Source organism: Rhodococcus sp. NPDC004095, from assembly GCF_053604015.1.
Genome location: NZ_JBSGGS010000018.1, coordinates 43,033 through 59,889, shown reverse-complemented (window position 1 = coordinate 59,889; position 16,857 = coordinate 43,033). Strand labels below are relative to the sequence as shown.

The window sequence follows — 16,857 nt, the reverse complement described above, 5'->3', positions numbered from 1 at the left end:
GACGGCAGTCACTGCACGCCGTCAGGGTGATCCGTGAACACGACCGCGGGTCGCTCAATCGACTACATCGGACCTCCGCGGCCTACCCGCCTGCCGGTCGAGTCCGTGAAACACATTCACGTATAACAGCTTCTGCGCATTTGTCGAGGGTATCGCCGGTGCAGGAGTGAATGAGGGACCCGTGCTCGACGTCAGCATCGAGTTTCCACTCGGTCATCACATCGAACGACACCGAACAGGATCAAAATGAGCTCACCCGAGATCGCGCCGTCACCTGGCCTGGTTCGCAGGGCGTCACTGGCAGGCTTCTTCGGAACCGCCGTCGAAGCCTACGATTTCATGGTTTTCACTTTTCTGATCGCCTACTTGTCTCCCAAGTTCTTTCCCAGCGACAACCCGACGGCTGGAATTCTGAGCTCGCTCGCTGTCCTCGGCACCGGATTCCTGGTGCGCCCGATCGGAGGCATCGTCTTCGGTCGAATCGGTGACCGCTACGGTCGTCGATTCGCGCTGATCCTCACCATCTCCGGCATGGGTGGCGCCACCATCCTGATGGGGCTGTTGCCGACGCACTCGGCCGTCGGCATCCTGGCCCCCGTGCTGCTCGTTCTCACGCGCCTGTTGCAGGGGTTCTTCGCCGGCGGTGAACAGATGGGTTCGGCCACGTTCGTCACCGAACACGCATCTGCCAAGAACTACGGCATCCTGAGCGCAATGACCCCGGTGGGATTCGCATTCGGTGCCGCAGTTGCTCCGCTGGTCGTCGCCGTCACCACCTCCCTGTCTTCGGAGGACGCGATGGCCAGCTGGGGCTGGCGCGTTCCTCTCCTCATGTCGCTGCCGCTGATGCTGTACGTGCTGTACCTGCGCACCCGGCTTGAGGAATCACCTGAATTCACGGAACTCGCCGGTAAGCACAAGGTCCAGTCCGCCCCGCTTCGTTCGGTTGTCAAGGGTTACCCAGTGACACTGCTGCGTGTGATCGCAATCAGCGCAGCGGTTCTCGCGATCGGCTACGTGATTCCGGCGTACATGCCGCTGTTCCTTCAGCGCGAGGTCGGCATGACCCCCGGCGCCACCGCCTGGCTGGCCACCGCCGGATCGACCTTCGCCATCGTCATCGGATTCGCCGCCGGATTCATGATCGACAGGAGCGGCCGAAGGAACACCATGATCCTGGCGTTGGGCATCATCCTGGTGACGATGTTCCCGATCATGTACGTCATCAAGGCGACCGGCGGGAATCTGATCATCACCGCGCTCGGTCACATGGTCCTCGTCGGCCTGGCCGGAGCCTCCGCTGTCCCTGTGTACGCGACACTCACGTCGGCCTTCCCGGCCGCGGTTCGCTACACCGGCGCTGCGATCGGATTCGGTCTCGGTTCGGCGATCGGCGGCGGGCTCGGGCCCTACCTCGCAGGAAAGCTCACCGCTGTGACGGGGAACCCCTATGCCGCTTCCGTCGTTGTCGGCACCGCCGCACTGTTGGGCATCCTGGTGATTGCAACCATGCCGAACAGCGACAGTAACGCTGCGCCCGAAGCAAGGCTCATGACAGGCGACATCGAGCCGGTCGAGGAGGATTCGGCCGACGAACCCTCACTGTCGTCGAAGTCGGTGTGACACGCACTGTTCTTCCCCCTGATCCTCACGGTTCTGGGCCGCGAAAATCAGGGCCACACAGTCCCTCGATCGGAGAACACATGACTCAGGGCCATACGCCGTCTGTCGACCACGCCGAAAGTGACCGGATCGTTGACTACCGCAGTCGATTCGATCTGTCGCAACGTCGATACCTCGTGCTCGGTGGCGGACAGGGAATGGGACGGCAGGTTTCTCACGCACTCGCTCAGCTCGGCGCCACCATGATCGTCGTCGACATCGACCGGGACCGTGCCGCCCATGTATGCGCAGAGATCGGCCCAGCGGCCACGGCCGAGCAGGTCGACGCCACCGACGACGCCGACATGGCCGCGCTGGCCGAGCGTGCGGGCGAGATCGACGGCGTCGTTGACGTCATCGGCATGGCCCGATACGGACCACTGCTCGACATCACCGACGACGACTGGCGATGGGAGGAGGGCATCGTGTTGCGCCACGCGGTCCTCGCGATCCGGCATTTCGGTGCCCGGCTGCATGACCGCGGCGACGGCTCCATAACCTTCGTCTCGTCGGTCTCCGGAATCGGCAGCTCCCCGGTGCACGCCGCCTACGGCGTGTACAAGGCTGCACTCGGATCGTTGGTTCGATCGGCCGCAATCGAACTGGGTCCGTCTGGTATTCGCGTCAACGCGGTGGCTCCAGGTTTCGTCCTCACACCCCGGATCTCGGCGATCCTCGATGCCGATGCGCTCGAGAAGACCCGCGCCCAGATACCGCTTCAGCGGGTGACGATGCCTGCCGACATCGGGAGTGCCCTGGTCTTCCTGGTGAGCGACCTCGCCCGGACGATCACCGGACAGGTGATGGTCGTCGACGGCGGGGCGACCAACAAGTACCCGTACGACATGTCGGGCTTCTGAGTCCGCCGGCCACCGTTTGTCCACTCGCCGTCGCCCATGAGGGCGAGACAGGCGTCCCTTGCCGAGTCGCCCGTCTGCCGAGAAGGCAGACCCGGCGCAACCGGCATTTGTAGCGCACCATCTCGATCCCCACCCCCCGGCTTGGTAACCGGGCCCATCGACAAGGTTTTCCCGACACCACGACACTCCCGGAAGGAGGACGGCGCTGCATCTCCCTCGTGAACGAGGGCGTATCCGCGCCGAACATCAGATGACTCGGTTGTTTGACGATTACCGACTCGGTGACATCGCTCTCAGGAACCGCGTGGTGATGGCCCCCATGACGCGGGCCCGCAGCATCGACACCATCGCGGGTGCAGATACCGCGGAGTATTACCGCCAGCGCGCGACCGCAGGATTGATCGTCACCGAAGGCACACCGATCTCCCCCGAAGGCCAAGGATATGCGTACGTTCCGGGCATCTGGTCCGGGGAACAGGTGGCCGGCTGGCGAACGGTGACCGATGCCGTCCACAACGAGGGGGGCCGCATTTTTGCCCAGCTCTGGCACGTCGGCCGACTGTCACACACCTCGCTCCAGCCTGATCGGCAACGGCCTGTCAGTGCCGGTGCGGTACCGGCCCGCGAGTGCAAGACTTTCGCGTTCGTCGACGACGAGACCATCGGCTTCGTCGATGTGAGCACCCCCCGGCCGTTGTCCACAAAGGAAGTGGACAGGGTGATTCGTGACTTCGCATGCGGCGCAACCAACGCGAATGCCGCCGGCTTCGACGGCGTCGAATTGCACGGCGCCAACGGCTACCTGTTCGAGCAGTTCCTCAACCCTTCGAGCAACACGAGAACCGATCGCTATGGTGGGTCCGTTGGAAATCGTGCCCGGTTCCTCCTCGAGACGGTCGATCGGGTGAGCGAGGCGATCGGGTCCACCCGCGTCGGAGTCCGGCTTTCGCCGTTCAGTGAGCTGTTCGACATGCCTGCCTACGCCGAAATCGTCGATACCTACCTGTATCTGGCGTCCGAGCTGGCCCGCCGGAACCCCGCCTACGTGCACCTGATCGATCAGCTTCCGGCCGGCGGTCGCGCCATCGGGATCGATTTTCTCACCGAGTTCCGAGCCGCGTACCGGGGAACGATCGTCCTCGCGGGCGGCATGACCCGAGAGCTGGCTGAGGACTTGGTGGAGAAGAACGTGATCGATCTGGCCGCGTTCGGGCAGCCGTTCATCGCCAACCCGGACCTCGTCGAGCGCATGCAGAACGGGTGGCCGCTGACAGAGCCCGATCCGAACTCGTACTACGGCGGCGGGGCGGAGGGCTACCTCGACTACCCGAGGTTCGACCCGGCAACGGTGTGACCCGCGGTTCCAAAGCGCATCCGGCACGGGCAGGCCCCACCCGCATTCCTCCCTCCAACGCCACGAAGCCCTCCTGCCCGATGTCGGAGCCGCATGTGCATGATTCCCGCCTTCATCCCGCATCACACGAACGGAGCACAATGACCAATCCACGCCGCTTCGAGGGCAAGACCGTTTTCATCACGGGCGCGGCTCGTGGGCAGGGCCGCGCCGAAGCAATTCGATTCGCCAGCGAGGGCGCCGACATCATTGCTGTCGACATCTGCAAGTCCTTCGAGTTCCCTGCGTATCCCGGGGCAACCCCGGACGACCTCGCGGTGACCGTGAAAGAGGTCGAATCCCTCGGCCGACGTATCGTGGCCCGAGAGGTAGACGTTCGTGACTTCGACGCGCTCCAGCAGGCGCTCTCCGAGGGCGTCACAGAACTCGGCGGTCTCGATGTTGTCATCGCGAATGCCGGCATCTGCAGTGCGGCTACAACATGGGAGCACGCGCTGGATCAGTGGCAGGAGATCATCGACGTCAACTTGACGGGGGTCTTCCACACGGCGAAGGCAGCCGTGCCGATCCTGCTGGAGCAGGGGCGCGGTGGAGCCATCGTGATGACGAGTTCTGTTGCCGGACTGCGCGGATTGCCATTCGTGGCCGGCTATTCGGCCAGCAAACACGGAGTGGTCGGGCTGTGCAAGACCCTGGCGAATGAACTCGGACAGCACCGGATCCGAGTCAACACCGTCCACCCCGCCGGGGTGAGTACCGATATGCAGCCCGTCGAAATGCAGCGGATGATCGCCGAACATGCTGCAACCCTGGGCCCGATCTTCATGAATGCCCTGCCTGACTCCGAGAGCGAACCCGAGGACATCGCAGCGACGGTCGCGTGGTTGGCGTCCGAGGAAGCTCGTCACATCACCGGGGCGCAGATCCCGGTCGACATGGGGACGCTCATCCGCTGACCGCCGTGGCCTCCGTTGCGGCACTGACTGCAACGGGCGACCGCGCACGCGGCGAACACGTCAACATCTATCACTATTGGAGATTGAATGCCTGAACTGCCAATCCCGAGTTATGACCCGGCCACACTGGTTCGATCCATCGTGGTCGAGATCGAGGCGCCCACGCGCGTCGTGTGGCAGGTTCTCACGGACTTCGACAACTATCCGCTCTGGAATCCCTTCTGCGTCGCGGTGAGATCGACGCTGAAAATCGGTGCGCCCGTCGAGATGACGCTGACGGACTACACCGGTGGCGACGGGACCTTCCCGTACACCGAGTACGTCTGCGCCGTCGTGCCGGAGCGTCTGCTGTCGTGGGAGCTGCGACCGACACCGGACTGCCGTGATGCCGCCCGACGCGATCAGGTCATCGAGAACATCGCCGAGAATCGGTGTCGCTACTACTCCACGGATGCGTTCCTCGGCGAGGTCGCTCACCAGATCATGGCGGACAGTGGCGAGTGGGTGAAGCGTGCATTCGACGACACCGCTGTGGCGCTGAAAGAACGATGCGAGAACCTCCATCGCGATGCAGTCGTCGAAATCGGCGGCTCGGCAGGACAACGCGGAAGTGCTGAAAGATGAGTATGAAGGAATGGCTGTCTATTGCGGCACGAAGGCAGCGGTGGTAGCACTGTCGAAGACATGCGCAATCGAGTTGGCACCCAAAGGCCCACGGGTGAACACGATCTCGCCTGGAACGATGCTCACCGGCACGGTGCCTGATGTGGAAGGAATTGTCGATATCTCGACAAACTCCAGCCAATCGGGTACGCGGCGAGTACGTCCCAGATGGCGGCAGGGGTCCTCTTCCTTGGCTCGGACGAAGGCAACTATGTCACCGGTCACGATCTCGTCGTCGATGGAGCTGCGACAGCAGGTCGGCGCGCGGTCGGAGTCTGACCCGTCCGGCATCGAAGAAATGAACTCGGTCGTCGTGCCATGTGCGAGGAGGCAACGAGCGTCGCAATGAGGTTACCGGGCTCTTGGCGCGCGCTTCGGCAGCTGAGCGGCGAACCCGGGTGGCGCCGCTGGGTGGGCGGCGCCACCCGGCATCTACTGCCATTGGATGGCCGAAACCGACCAGTGGAGTCAATCCACCATCCACCCATCTCCACGGCCTCTCTCTTGTCTCTCAGTTCTTGAGGGTATTCACCCATCGAGGCCCTTTGGGTTCACCGATTGAATAGTTCCGCCGCATCTTCACCGGCGCACCCAACACCGCTCGAGCCGAGTAACACACCGCATGTCAGATGGATTCGGCGGAGTTCCCGGACTCGACGAATCTCGACCAGTGCGGAACCGTCACCGCTAACGTCCAGTCGCTGCGCGGTACGGCCCCGATCCCAAGTTCGCTTCTGAGGTATCCGACGAGATCCGGACCGTAGTAAATGATGTCGGTCTGATATACCGAGAACACCGGTGCACCTGACGGAGCCGGCGCAGCCGGTGTGTACCGGTGACCGTAGACGGGCACCAAAAGGGGCCACTGCGCGAGTCGGGCGCGAACGACCCGCTCGATCGCGTGAGCATCCGTCGGGCGCACACCCCACGACGTTGGCCAGAACGGCGGATCCTGCTCTACTGCGTCGAACACGAAACCTGCGATCGGCCAGTCGAGCATCCGCCGAAGTTCGGCTTCGTCACCGTCTCGCCAGTCGGGCCATCGATCGCCCATTGGCAGCACAGCGGACAGAAGCCCTCGATGGTCCGGGCCGAAGTCGAATCCGAACCGCTCACGCACCGCATCCATCTCGGCGTCCGTCAAGCCGGGAGCAAGCTCCACACCCCCTTGCTCGAGCACGGACACCGCTTCACGGACAATCGGATTCACCCCACGAGTGTCCCACGACCTCGACCCTGAACCGACCTCCACCAACACATCTGGCTGCCGATCGCGTCAGACGGAATCCCCAGGCCGCCAGCAAGGCCAATTCAGGCCCTCTCCTCGAGACCTGCAGTACCAGAGCCATCCGGACATGCGAGGCGACCAGCCGATGGCTGTGTGTGATCTGGAGCCACCGCCAGGTGTGATTACCGACTGGTCAGCCCAGCCACTCCGCTACCAACGCATCACAACCCGCAATAGGTGAACACCCCTCCGTTCATCCACTGGCAGGGTGTGCACCCATTGAGTGCCGTTGTGTTCACCTATTGACTCTGCAGACGGAATCGGCATCCGATTTCCCTCAAAACCCGGCCCACCTCGACAAATTCGGCCGATCTCCGGCCTGAATTCAGTGTGGGCGAACCTCGTGCACCCTCACGGCCGTCTTGACCGGACAATTTTCGTGACGGGGTCGAGGTCGAGCAGCGGAATCCGTGGACTTCGCCGCGGTGCGGGGTGGCTATCTGCCGACTCGAGTGGACACGGAGGGTTCTTCGGAGCGCCGAGAGACAACGCGACGCAGCGGCTTACAGGTTGTGCGCGCCGGTTCCGGCTCGCCGAGGAATCGCACGGATCGAGGCGCTCGCGCTTGGAATACAAGTCGTGCAGATTGAGCAAGTTCTGTGCTGCGAGGGTGAACCCGACGAGCAGGGTGTAGCGGCTGACCCTGAAACCGCGGAAGTAGTGACAGGATCACTGTATGGCTGGCGGTAGAGACGATGAACCTGCAGGCGACTGGCACCCGACCGCTGACGATGGCCCGTTCACTCTCATAGTCGACGGGGAAACCTTCACTGTGAGACTGCGCCCAGGAGAACCCGGTGCTTGCGACTATGAATGGGTATCGGGACCGAACAAGGACTACGGATTCTCCAGCTTCCAGGGCACGGCGTTCGGCAGCATCCAGGACCGAGCATCGACCCCGTCCGCGATCGAGCCGGTCACGGTGGATGAGCACCGAGAATCAATCCGCAACTTCCTCGGCCAGATCAACCCTGAGACCGGCTACATCGGCGACTAGCGCGAGCTGCACCTCAGTTCGATTCGGCCGCTCCTTGAGCGCTGCAGCCAGGATGCCCGGGCAGCAGCACTCTCTTCGGCAACGCCGACGAGGCCCCATTCACGACCAGTGAGCCTGGACGCAGCATCTGCTTCCGCACGAATTCCGAAGCGGGCCGGGTGTGATTTCGAGCCACCGCCAGGTGTGATTACCAACCGGTCAACCATTCCGGTTCCGATGCAGCCCTGCGCGGACCGCCATTGGTGAACACCTTTCCATCCATCTCTCCATGTTCTCCGAGTCAATCAATCAATTCTCTCCATTCCATCTCTCTTCCCTCTCCCTGTACATATGCGCCTCTGAGGTGGTCACAGGCGATCGTCCGGTATACATCCGAGGTGCCGCCCCGCCTCGTGCTATCGAGTTTCATCCTCCATGCGCTTCATGCGTCAGCGATGAGTTTGGGCGGTGGATCGGGTCTGCCCTGGCATGACTCGAATTGTTGCCGACATCTCGGTCTCCCTCGACGGCGTCGTCACCGGGCCCGGCACCAGCCCGGACAACGGTCTGGGCACCGGCGGTGCGAGTCCCTGCACATGTGGGCATTTTCCGACTACCCCGACGACCGCGGGGTCCTGTGTGAAGGGACCAACCGCTCGGGCGCCGTCGTCCTCGGCCGCGACTTCCAGCTTGACATCGACCGCGATACACCTGACCTACAACAACTTCGGGTGATCCGATGACCACTACCAATGCCAATGGGATCACCTTGGGCATCGAGTCGTTCGGTGACGACGACGCGCCACTCGTTGTACTCGCGGGCGGAACGACGATGCTCTCCTGGCCGAACGCTCTGTGCGAGCGCCTCGTCGCGGGCGGGCGCCGTGTGGTGCGCTACGACCTGCGCGATAGCGGGAAGTCCACGACGACGGATCCGGAGGCGCCCGCCTACACCTTGCGCAGCCTCGCCGCCGACGCCGCTGCCCTTGTTGACGCGCTCGGCGGCGGGCCTGCACACCTCGCAGGAATCGGCGTCGGCGGGATGGTCGCGCAGGTGGCCATGCTCGATCATCCGGGCGTCTTCTCGGCGCTCACCCTGGTCGGCACCCGCCCGGTTGCCCCTGGCCAGCCCGACGATGACCTCCCCGACCATGACCAAGCGACGATGAGCCGACTGTTCACGCGCCCGATGCCCGATTGGAGCGACCGCGAGGCGGTCGCAGAGTTCGCCGCCGCCGGCGCGGAGATCCTCGGCGACGACCCCGTCGCCGCGCGCGCAACAGCTGCGCGCATCTGGGACCGCACGCCCGGCACCGCACCCCCGGTCCAGATGGCCAACCAGCTGGGCGTGGTGTTTTCCAGGCTCGACTGCAAACCCCGCTGGCGCGAGCGCCTGCCCGAGATCGAGGTTCCCACGCTCGTCGTCCACGGCCGCCGCAACCGGTTCTTCCCCCTCGGCAACGGTCAGGCGATCGCACGCGAGATCCCCCGGGCACGGCTGCTCGTCCTCGAAGAGGCCGCCACTGCCATCCCCGATGCGGCGATCGGCGAGGTCACCGAGGCGATGCTCACACTCGGATAGAGGACGTTGTCTCATTGCCTCATTTACCTGCCGATCCAACTGGCGTTTCTCCGGGACGGGCCGCTCACACGCCTCGACCGGGTCACCTCGCCGACGGCGTTGATCCTGTCCGAGTTCGACACCTGTCAGGGTGACCCGTCAGCGACCCGAGCAGGCATCCTGACTCGCAGCCTCAAGGGTTGACGAGAACATAGGGACACCCCCGGTTTGGTTGACACGGCACCAATCGCTCAAAGGCACTTCGACCGCACAGCTGGCAGTCGCGCGACGACTCTGAAACTCATCCAGATTTGTGGAGCCCTCGTCAAGTGTGATCACCGACTGGTCAACCTATCCAATCCACATGTAGCCCAGTGCGAACCGTCATCAGTGAACACCCCTCCATCTCCCTCTCAATCTCTCTTCTCTCCAGCCATACCCTGCGTGCGGTCGTCGACCGCGCTCTCGCACCCGTTTCTGGGCTTCTCGACCGCGCCGCCCAGCGCATGTCTCCCAATCGGTGCGGCGCTCCAGAGCCACCGGGGGTTCTTCCCGTCGTCAGACCTCCTGACCAGCGCCCCCGACGACCCACGCTGCGATCTGCGCGCGGGTCGTGAAGCCCAGCTTGGTGAGGACGTTCTCCACGTGCCCCTCCGCGGTCCGCTGTGAGATCACCAACTGCTGCGCAATGGCCTTGTTGGTCATCCCCTGTGCGACGAGTTCGGCGATCTCTCGCTGCCGTCGGGTGAGCCGCTCCGTCGGCGCGCTCGCACTCGGCTCGGCGGACGTCTGGTCGCCGAGTGCGTAGGCGATGGCCGCGTCCACGCGGAGGGCGCGCCCGCGCGCGAAGGCGGCCTCGAACGCTTTCTGGCCGATGGCATCTGTCGACTCGCGAACGATTCGATCGTGATGACCGAACAGGTCGCGGACCACGATCGTGGGGCTACCGGCAGCCTCGCCCACCCATGCCGACGCGCCCATCAGTACGGCGACCCGCTCGGGACGGTCCGCGCCGATCCAGGCCAGGATCTCGAGACACATCGCGAGGCCGAGCGGATCGTCGACGACGCGGGTGAGCCGCACCCCCTCCTCGATCAGCTTCGTCGCGCGCGTGGTGTCGCCCTGCTCCCACAGCGCCAGGCCCAGCATGCCCAGCGAGTACGACCGGTACATGGACTCGCCGAGCGACTCGGTGAGTTCGACGACCTCCTCGTGGCAGGCGATCGCGCGCTGAGCGTCGCCCGCGAGCCCGCATGCCATCGCGAGTCCGACGAGAGTCCCGACGCGTGACAGCGGAGGCCCCTCGACACGGAGTGTCAGCAGCGCTTCCTCGAAACATTCTGTCGCACGGGCGAAGTCAGCGGTGAACGTGGCGAGGTAGCCGGTCGCGGAGACCGCGACCGCACGCACCGCGGGATCCCCCTCCGACTGCGCCAGGGCGCATGCACCGTCGGTCCACACCTGGGCCGCCTCGACATCGCCCTGCATCGACGCCAGCATGCCGCCGAAGCACATCGCCGTCACCCGTGACGCGGCCGGAGCCTCGCCGGCACGGGCCAGCGCCCGCTCGATCCAGTACCGCCCCTCGCTGTGCAACCCGCGGGAAACCCAGTACGGATAGATCGCAGCGACCATCCGCAGCGCCGCGTCCGTGTCGGCCGCGGCAGTGACGCTGAACTCCAGCGCCCCACGCAGATCCGCTCCGGTGCGATCGAATCGAGCGATCCACTCGAGCTGCCGCTTCCCCATCCACTCGGCCTCGGCCTGCAGCGTCAACCGAACGCACCAGTCATGGTGACGTTGCCGCAGGAGCGCCGACTCGCCCGCCTCTGTCAACTTCTCGAGCCCGTACTCGCGAATCGTCTCGAGCATCCGGTACCGGGCGACCTCGCCCGTCTCCTGCCGGATCAGGATCGACTTGTCGACCAGCGAGTCCAACACGTCGATCAGCACGTCGTCGGCGAAGCCGCTGACCTCCGCTGCGGCGTCGAGCTCGAAGCCGCCGGCGAACACCGCCAGCCGACGCCACAGCGTCCGCTCGCGGTCGCTCAGCAGGTCGTGACTCCAGTCGATGCACAGCTGCAGCGTCTGCTGCCGCGACGGAGCGACGCGGTTGCCGGACGTCAGCAGCCGGTACCGGTCGGTGAGCCGCAGGAGGATCTCCTTCAGCGACAGTGCGCGCAACCTGGCCGCGGCCAGCTCGATCGCCAACGGCAGACCCTCGAGCCGCTGGCAAATCTCCGCGACCGTGACCTGGTTGTCCACGGTCAGGCTGAACCCGGGAACCGCGGAGCGGGCACGAGCTTCGAACATGACGACGCCCTCGTAATGGCCCAGACCCCGCAGCGCCGCTGTATCCGGATCCGGAACCGTCAGTGGCGGAACCCGCAGCACCGCCTCCTCCCCGGAGGCCAGAGCCTCCCGACTGGTCGCCACGATCCGCACCTCGGGGCATGCGCTCAATACCGCCGCCGTGAACTCGGCGACCTCCGCCACCAGGTGCTCGCAGTTGTCGAGAACGATCAGCGCGCGCCGGCCGGCCAGGAAGTCGATGAGTAGTGGGAGCGGGGAGCGTGCCGCCCGTTCCCGAAGCCCGAGTGCGGCCACGACCGTGTCCGCCAGCAGGTGCGGCTCGGCGAGCGCACCGAGTTCGACCAGCCAGACCCCGTCCTCGAAGTCCTGCTGCAGGCTCGCGGCGGCCCGCAGCGCGAGCCGGGTCTTGCCGACACCACCCATGCCGGTCAGGGTCACCAGACGCGACTCGGTCAACAGCTGACGAACCTCCGCCAACTCGCGGCGACGGCCGACGAAGTTGGTGAGCTCGTGCGGGAGATTACCGATCCGTTCGCGCACCGCCGACGACATCGGGGACATCCCTTCGTGATCGCGGCGCCACTACCCTGGGCACCTGAGGGAGCAAGGGTATCGCTTCCCGGATTCGAGCGGGCGAATCGCACTCTGATCGGAACTCGAGCGGTCGAAAGATGTGCTGCCGGCGGTAATCCCATTCGCCTCGTGTCGAAGGGGCGGTCGGCGTATCATTCGCCCGGTTGCCGAGGGCGGCAACGGTCTCGACGGGCGAGCACACACGAATCGTCGAACGTCCTGAGCAGCGTGGTGGCCGGTGGTCCGGGCACCAAGTACCCAAGCTCCTCGCAGCCTGCGTCCTCGTCACCGGGATCGCGCTGGGCGACAGGGGAATGGGAGTTGCCAGATGGATCTGGTCTTCACCGACACAGACCACTAGCAACCCAGTTCGAGAAACTTGCGTCGGGCATTCTCCGCTCACTCGAGTCGTTTCGAGGTCCAGTGGAACCACGGGACACCCTCGAGGCCGACTCGTCGGACGGAACGGGTCGAACCCCATCGGCGAGCGCTGTGCACAAATCGACACCAGCACAACAGAATTCTCGATGCAGTCAACATGATCAAAACCAGCCACCGACTCGACGAGCGATATATATCGTCCTCCACGACGTCGCTCGGCGTCGAACAGCACTAGCGCAGAGGATCCATCTTGAAGCGATCGATCATCGTTGCATTGGCCGGCGCAACCATCACCCTCAGCACCGTGGCTTCGGCGTCTGCCGCACCCGCAGACCTCGACGATCCGGCTCTCCCTGTCCCCTGGGCCGGCAGCAGTTCCGGCAGCAGCGACTTCTTCTACCCGCACGACGGCCAGAACTCCGGATCCACCGACCTCAGCAACATTGTGTTCCTGGCGCCGTTCAGGTTGCTGTGCTGGGCGTTCACCGGCGAGCCGCTACAAGCCTGCATTCCAGACAATCTGTGATCCATGATGGGAAAGGCGACGCCATCCCGCGTCGTCAAAGTTCCGGTTTCGCCGTTGAGACCCATGGTTCGGAACCGTGTCCACCCGTTGGAACCGACGCCTGCGCACCGACTTCGAAATGCGCTTCTCCCCACGCCCCACTTTTCCCTGAAGCGTGTGATGGTGCCGCCAGTCGACTAGCGTCCCTGCCGTGGCGCAGGCGAACGAGAACAGTTTCGGTGCCGTCCTGCGGCGTCTGCGCAGATCCCGCAGCCTGACCCAGGAGGAGCTCGCCGAGCGAGCCGGTCTCTCGGTCAAGGCCGTGAGCGCGCTCGAGCGTGGGGAGCGGCAGCGTCCCTACCCGCACACGGTCCGCGCACTGGCCGACGCGCTCGACCTCGACGACGCCGACCGCGACCATCTCAGCGCTGCGATTCCCGCCTCCGCGCGTCCCGCGCCTCGCAGCACAGGCACCTGGTCGGTGACCGCGCCGGCCACCGACCTGATCGGTAGGGACGGTGACATCGAGCGCATCGCGGCACTGGTGTCGTCGGGCAGGCGCCTGATCACGGTCACCGGGACGGGCGGCGTCGGCAAGACCCGGGTGGCGTGTGCGGTGCTGGAGCGGCTGGCTCCTTCGTTCGACGTCGCCGTCGCGGTGGACCTGGCCCCCGTCCGCGATCCGGCACAGGCCCTGCCGCAGCTCGCTGCCGCGGTCGACCTTCCCGAGCGCGGCGCAGGCGGCGTCACCGACCGGCTGGTCGCCTCGTTCGCGGGTCGCCGTGCGTTGGTCTTCCTGGACAACTTCGAGCACCTCCTCGACGCAGCCCCCGAGGTGGCTGACCTGCTGACCCGGTGCCCCGGGCTCGTGCTGCTGGTGACGAGTCGTGCGGCGTTGCGCGTCCGGGCCGAGTACGAAGTCGGTCTCGGCCCGCTGCCCCTCCCCCAGAGCGACCGTTACGCCGACGTGCGAACTTCCGCGGCGGTGCAGCTCCTTCTCGACCGCGCCACCGCGGCGGGAGCCGATCTGGCGCTCGACGCCGACAATGCTCCGGTCCTGGCGGCCATCTGTCGTCGCCTCGACGGGCTGCCACTGGCGCTCGAGCTCGCCGCCGCGGGCGCGCGCCTGCTGCCCCCGGCAGCGCTGCTCGCTCGCCTCGAGGTCCACGAGGCGCCCCCGGGGCCGCGTGACCTGGCGGAGCGCCAGCGCACGATGACGGCCACGCTCGACTGGAGCGTCGACCTCGTCACCTCCCCCAACGCCGCGGTGTTCGAGCAGCTCGCGGTCTTCTCCGGCGGCTTCACCCTCGACGCCGCGGCCGCGGTGACCGGGATCACCGACGTCCTTGACCCGCTCACCGTGCTGGTCGATCACTCACTGGTCGCCCGCAGCGCGGCGACCGATGATCAACCACGCTTCCGGTTGCTCGAGCCGGTGCGCCAGTACGCCGGACACCGACTCATCGCCGCCGGAGGTGCCGTCGCTGCGGCCGATCGCCACGCTCGGTGGTACCGATCCTGCGCCCTCGCCGCGGGCCCGCGGCTACGCGGTCCGGCTCTGCGCACCGAACTCGATCGCCTGGAAGCAGACCATGCCAACCTGCGCTCGGCGTTCCTGCGCCTGCTCGAATTGGAGCGCGGCGACGACGCCGCAGAGTTGGCTGCCACCGTGTGGCTCTACCTCGCCCTTCGCGGGCATGCCCGTGAAGGCCTCGAGTGGTTGGACCGGGCGACCGTCCAGAGATCCGACGCAGTCCGTGCCCGAGCCCTGGTCGGCCGGATGGGCCTGCTGTTCGCCAGCGGCGACATCGCCCGCATGCGGGAGGTGGCCCGCGCCGCGGTCCCGATCGCCCGTCGTGTCGGCGACGTCGGCCTCGCAACCGAGGCGGCGACGCTGGCCGGGCACGCCGCGGTCTTCGTCGGTGACCTCGACCGAGCCCGCGACCTGCTCGACGAGGCGCTGGCAGGCGCGTCGGGAGCCGGGTTGAGGTGGGAAGAGGCGCACACGCTGGTCGCGCTCGGACAACTCGCGCTGGTCCGCGGCGACCTCGACGAGGCCGACGGGGTGCTCGGCCGTGCGCTCGAGATCGCGCGGAGCGTCGGAAACGACTTCACCCTAACCACCAGCCTGAATCGCCGGGCCACGGTCACAGCTCTCCGGGGTGACACGGCCGGCACGGCTGCCCTGCTCGCGGAGTCCATCACACGGTCTCTCGATGCCCGCCTCAGCTGGCCCCTGAGTTATGCGTTGCCCGCCCTGGCCGGGGTCGCCGTGCGGCTGGACGAGCCGCGCGCCGCTGCCACACTCCTCGCTGCGTCGGCGTCCCTGTCGGTGGCCGACGCGGTCGACCCCCGATTCCCGGTGTCACGCGAGCTCGCCGCGCAGGACCTGGCCACCGCGCGCAGTCTCCTCGGCGACGATGCCTTCCAGGAAGCCTGGAACGCCGGTCGCGCCGCGACAGCGCCCGAGCTCGCCGACCTGGTGGACGGGCTCACGCGGCGCGCACGCGCGTGATGTAGCGCCGATACCGGCGGGCACCGACAGTGCGCAGGAACAAGCGCACGGGGATCGGGAGCTGTGCCAGCATCCGGCCCCGTTCGTCGGCGTCGGCCTCCTCGAGGATGGCACCGAACATCAGCGGGAGCTGCCGGGCGGACATCGCGTCACGACCGTGGTCTCCGAGGCTCTGCCACTCCTCGACGGTGATGTGACACAACACGAGCGGCAGGATCTCCCGCTCCTCGAGCTCGAGGTGTTCGAAGAGCGCGGCCGCCAGGCCTTCGACCGTCCGGGCGAGCTGCTCGCCACCGATCGGTGTCGGCGCCTGCGCCCAGATCGCACTCTGCGTCCGGACCTCCTCGGTGCGGCTGTCGACGATCCCGTGCTGGTGCTGCATCGTCTCGACGAGTGCCGTCGACGGGGCTGCACGCACCTGCAGCAGCGGCCACAGCACCGCGTCCTCGCCGGTGTGATGCATGTGCAGCCCGTCGAGGATCAGTGCGAGGTGCTCCGCGACCAGCCTTGCCCGCGCGGCGTCGCCCTCGGCGACCGCCCGGATCAGCGTCGGCAGCGCGGTGAACTCGCGCCGGAAGACGCGGTGGATGACAACCATTTCGTTGACGTCGGGGCGGGACGGGGCGGCGGGGCTGATGACGTTCATGTGGGCCTCCGGGGTGGGTGTGTTCGGTACGTGTCCAGCCTCTGCTGCGCCGCGCCCGGCTCCCAGCCACGCGACCCCCACACTGGCCCCACAGCTCGCCGCTGTGGCTGTTACCCGCCGGCCGTTCGACCGAGTGTCAATGCACACGGCGACCGCAAGGGCCGCCCGACACGAGGAGCCGTCCATGGCAACCGCCACCACCACATCCCCCGCAACCGTGACCACCAGCGCCGTCCCGTGGGTGCTCGCCGCCGCGTTCACACTGTCCGCAGTCCACACCGTGTACGCAGCGATCGCAGGCATCGAAGACCCGACCTTCACCGTGACGACACCTGCCGCCTGGCTCTTCTACGCCGTCGGGTTCGGCTCGGTGTGGCTCGCGCGCCGACAGGAGGCCTGGGCCCAGATCGGCGTGCTCGCCTACCTCGTCGTGCTGTTGGCGATCAGCGTCTTCTACTACCCGACCACGTTCACCGCGGAAAAACAGACCGTGTTCGGCTGGTTCGAGAACGACGTCTACGTCGGATTGCTGATGATCGCTGTGTATCTCATGGTCGGCCGGGTCCGGTCGTCGCTCTCGGTGCGTTGATCCGGGTCAATTCGC

At 66.0% G+C, this 16,857-nt stretch carries 14 protein-coding genes; 11 read left to right on the top strand and 3 right to left on the bottom strand.

Features of this window, described 5'->3' with window-relative positions:
* The first annotated feature begins 246 nt into the window (after positions 1-246).
* From ACWEPG_RS25505 to ACWEPG_RS25480, 6 genes are all read left to right on the top strand, one after another.
* Positions 247-1,623: an MFS transporter gene (locus tag ACWEPG_RS25505; RefSeq protein WP_452595631.1), complete on the top strand. Its 1,377-nt coding sequence runs from the start codon at positions 247-249 to the stop codon at positions 1,621-1,623.
* Positions 1,624-1,703: 80 nt separating this feature from the next.
* The gene (locus tag ACWEPG_RS25500; RefSeq protein ID WP_452595630.1) at positions 1,704-2,522 is read left to right on the top strand and encodes an SDR family NAD(P)-dependent oxidoreductase; all 819 of its coding nucleotides are present in this window, start codon (positions 1,704-1,706) and stop codon (positions 2,520-2,522) included.
* 250 nt (positions 2,523-2,772) lie between these two features.
* Complete coding sequence (locus tag ACWEPG_RS25495) at positions 2,773-3,876, top strand: alkene reductase (protein ID WP_452595629.1); 1,104 nt, start codon at positions 2,773-2,775, stop codon at positions 3,874-3,876.
* 140 nt (positions 3,877-4,016) lie between these two features.
* Positions 4,017-4,832: a mycofactocin-coupled SDR family oxidoreductase gene (locus ACWEPG_RS25490; protein ID WP_452595628.1), complete on the top strand. Its 816-nt coding sequence runs from the start codon at positions 4,017-4,019 to the stop codon at positions 4,830-4,832.
* An 87-nt stretch (positions 4,833-4,919) separates the two neighbouring features.
* Entirely contained in the window at positions 4,920-5,456 is a 537-nt protein-coding gene (locus ACWEPG_RS25485) for an SRPBCC domain-containing protein (protein ID WP_452595627.1), read from the top strand.
* Positions 5,401-5,844 (top strand): SDR family oxidoreductase, encoded by a 444-nt coding sequence (locus tag ACWEPG_RS25480; protein WP_452595626.1) that lies wholly within the window; start codon positions 5,401-5,403, stop codon positions 5,842-5,844. The genes ACWEPG_RS25485 and ACWEPG_RS25480 overlap by 56 nt, the downstream gene beginning before the upstream one ends.
* A gap of 276 nt (positions 5,845-6,120) precedes the next feature.
* On the opposite strand, the gene ACWEPG_RS25475 is transcribed toward ACWEPG_RS25480, so the two are convergent.
* Positions 6,121-6,705: a hypothetical protein gene (locus ACWEPG_RS25475; protein ID WP_452595625.1), complete on the bottom strand. Its 585-nt coding sequence runs from the start codon at positions 6,703-6,705 to the stop codon at positions 6,121-6,123.
* Positions 6,706-7,459: 754 nt separating this feature from the next.
* On the opposite strand from ACWEPG_RS25475, the gene ACWEPG_RS25470 reads away from it, so the two are divergent.
* Positions 7,460-7,780: a hypothetical protein gene (locus ACWEPG_RS25470; RefSeq protein WP_452595624.1), complete on the top strand. Its 321-nt coding sequence runs from the start codon at positions 7,460-7,462 to the stop codon at positions 7,778-7,780.
* Between the two features lie 718 nt (positions 7,781-8,498).
* On the top strand, positions 8,499-9,341 hold the full coding sequence (locus ACWEPG_RS25465; protein ID WP_452595623.1) for an alpha/beta fold hydrolase: 843 nt from the start codon (positions 8,499-8,501) through the stop codon (positions 9,339-9,341).
* Between the two features lie 537 nt (positions 9,342-9,878).
* On the opposite strand, the gene ACWEPG_RS25460 is transcribed toward ACWEPG_RS25465, so the two are convergent.
* Positions 9,879-12,185 carry an ATP-binding protein gene (locus ACWEPG_RS25460; RefSeq protein ID WP_452595622.1) on the bottom strand — a complete coding sequence of 769 codons (2,307 nt, stop codon included), beginning with the start codon at positions 12,183-12,185 and terminating at the stop codon, positions 9,879-9,881.
* Between the two features lie 652 nt (positions 12,186-12,837).
* Here ACWEPG_RS25460 and ACWEPG_RS25455 point away from each other — a divergent pair.
* A complete protein-coding gene (locus ACWEPG_RS25455; protein WP_452595621.1) occupies positions 12,838-13,113 on the top strand; it encodes a hypothetical protein in 276 nt (91 codons plus the stop codon).
* Between the two features lie 190 nt (positions 13,114-13,303).
* A complete protein-coding gene (locus ACWEPG_RS25450) occupies positions 13,304-15,607 on the top strand; it encodes an ATP-binding protein (RefSeq protein WP_452595620.1) in 2,304 nt (767 codons plus the stop codon).
* Here the strand turns inward: ACWEPG_RS25450 and ACWEPG_RS25445 are convergent.
* On the bottom strand, positions 15,585-16,253 hold the full coding sequence (locus tag ACWEPG_RS25445; RefSeq protein ID WP_452595619.1) for a hemerythrin domain-containing protein: 669 nt from the start codon (positions 16,251-16,253) through the stop codon (positions 15,585-15,587). The genes ACWEPG_RS25450 and ACWEPG_RS25445 overlap by 23 nt on opposite strands.
* A gap of 184 nt (positions 16,254-16,437) precedes the next feature.
* Here ACWEPG_RS25445 and ACWEPG_RS25440 point away from each other — a divergent pair, with 184 nt between their 5' ends.
* The gene (locus ACWEPG_RS25440; protein WP_452595618.1) at positions 16,438-16,842 is read left to right on the top strand and encodes a hypothetical protein; all 405 of its coding nucleotides are present in this window, start codon (positions 16,438-16,440) and stop codon (positions 16,840-16,842) included.
* Positions 16,843-16,857: the final 15 nt, after the last annotated feature.

Excerpts from the sequence above, each read along its gene's own strand:
- ACWEPG_RS25505 (WP_452595631.1), top strand. The coding sequence starts at position 247 with ATGAGCTCACCCGAGATCGCGCCGTCACCTGGCCTGGTTCGCAGGGCG.
- ACWEPG_RS25500 (WP_452595630.1), top strand. The coding sequence starts at position 1,704 with ATGACTCAGGGCCATACGCCGTCTGTCGACCACGCCGAAAGTGACCGG.
- ACWEPG_RS25495 (WP_452595629.1), top strand. The coding sequence starts at position 2,773 with ATGACTCGGTTGTTTGACGATTACCGACTCGGTGACATCGCTCTCAGG.
- ACWEPG_RS25490 (WP_452595628.1), top strand. The coding sequence starts at position 4,017 with ATGACCAATCCACGCCGCTTCGAGGGCAAGACCGTTTTCATCACGGGC.
- ACWEPG_RS25485 (WP_452595627.1), top strand. The coding sequence starts at position 4,920 with ATGCCTGAACTGCCAATCCCGAGTTATGACCCGGCCACACTGGTTCGA.
- ACWEPG_RS25480 (WP_452595626.1), top strand. The coding sequence starts at position 5,401 with ATGCAGTCGTCGAAATCGGCGGCTCGGCAGGACAACGCGGAAGTGCTG.
- ACWEPG_RS25470 (WP_452595624.1), top strand. The coding sequence starts at position 7,460 with ATGGCTGGCGGTAGAGACGATGAACCTGCAGGCGACTGGCACCCGACC.
- ACWEPG_RS25465 (WP_452595623.1), top strand. The coding sequence starts at position 8,499 with ATGACCACTACCAATGCCAATGGGATCACCTTGGGCATCGAGTCGTTC.
- ACWEPG_RS25460 (WP_452595622.1), bottom strand. The coding sequence starts at position 12,185 with ATGTCGTCGGCGGTGCGCGAACGGATCGGTAATCTCCCGCACGAGCTC.
- ACWEPG_RS25445 (WP_452595619.1), bottom strand. The coding sequence starts at position 16,253 with ATGAACGTCATCAGCCCCGCCGCCCCGTCCCGCCCCGACGTCAACGAA.
- ACWEPG_RS25440 (WP_452595618.1), top strand. The coding sequence starts at position 16,438 with ATGGCAACCGCCACCACCACATCCCCCGCAACCGTGACCACCAGCGCC.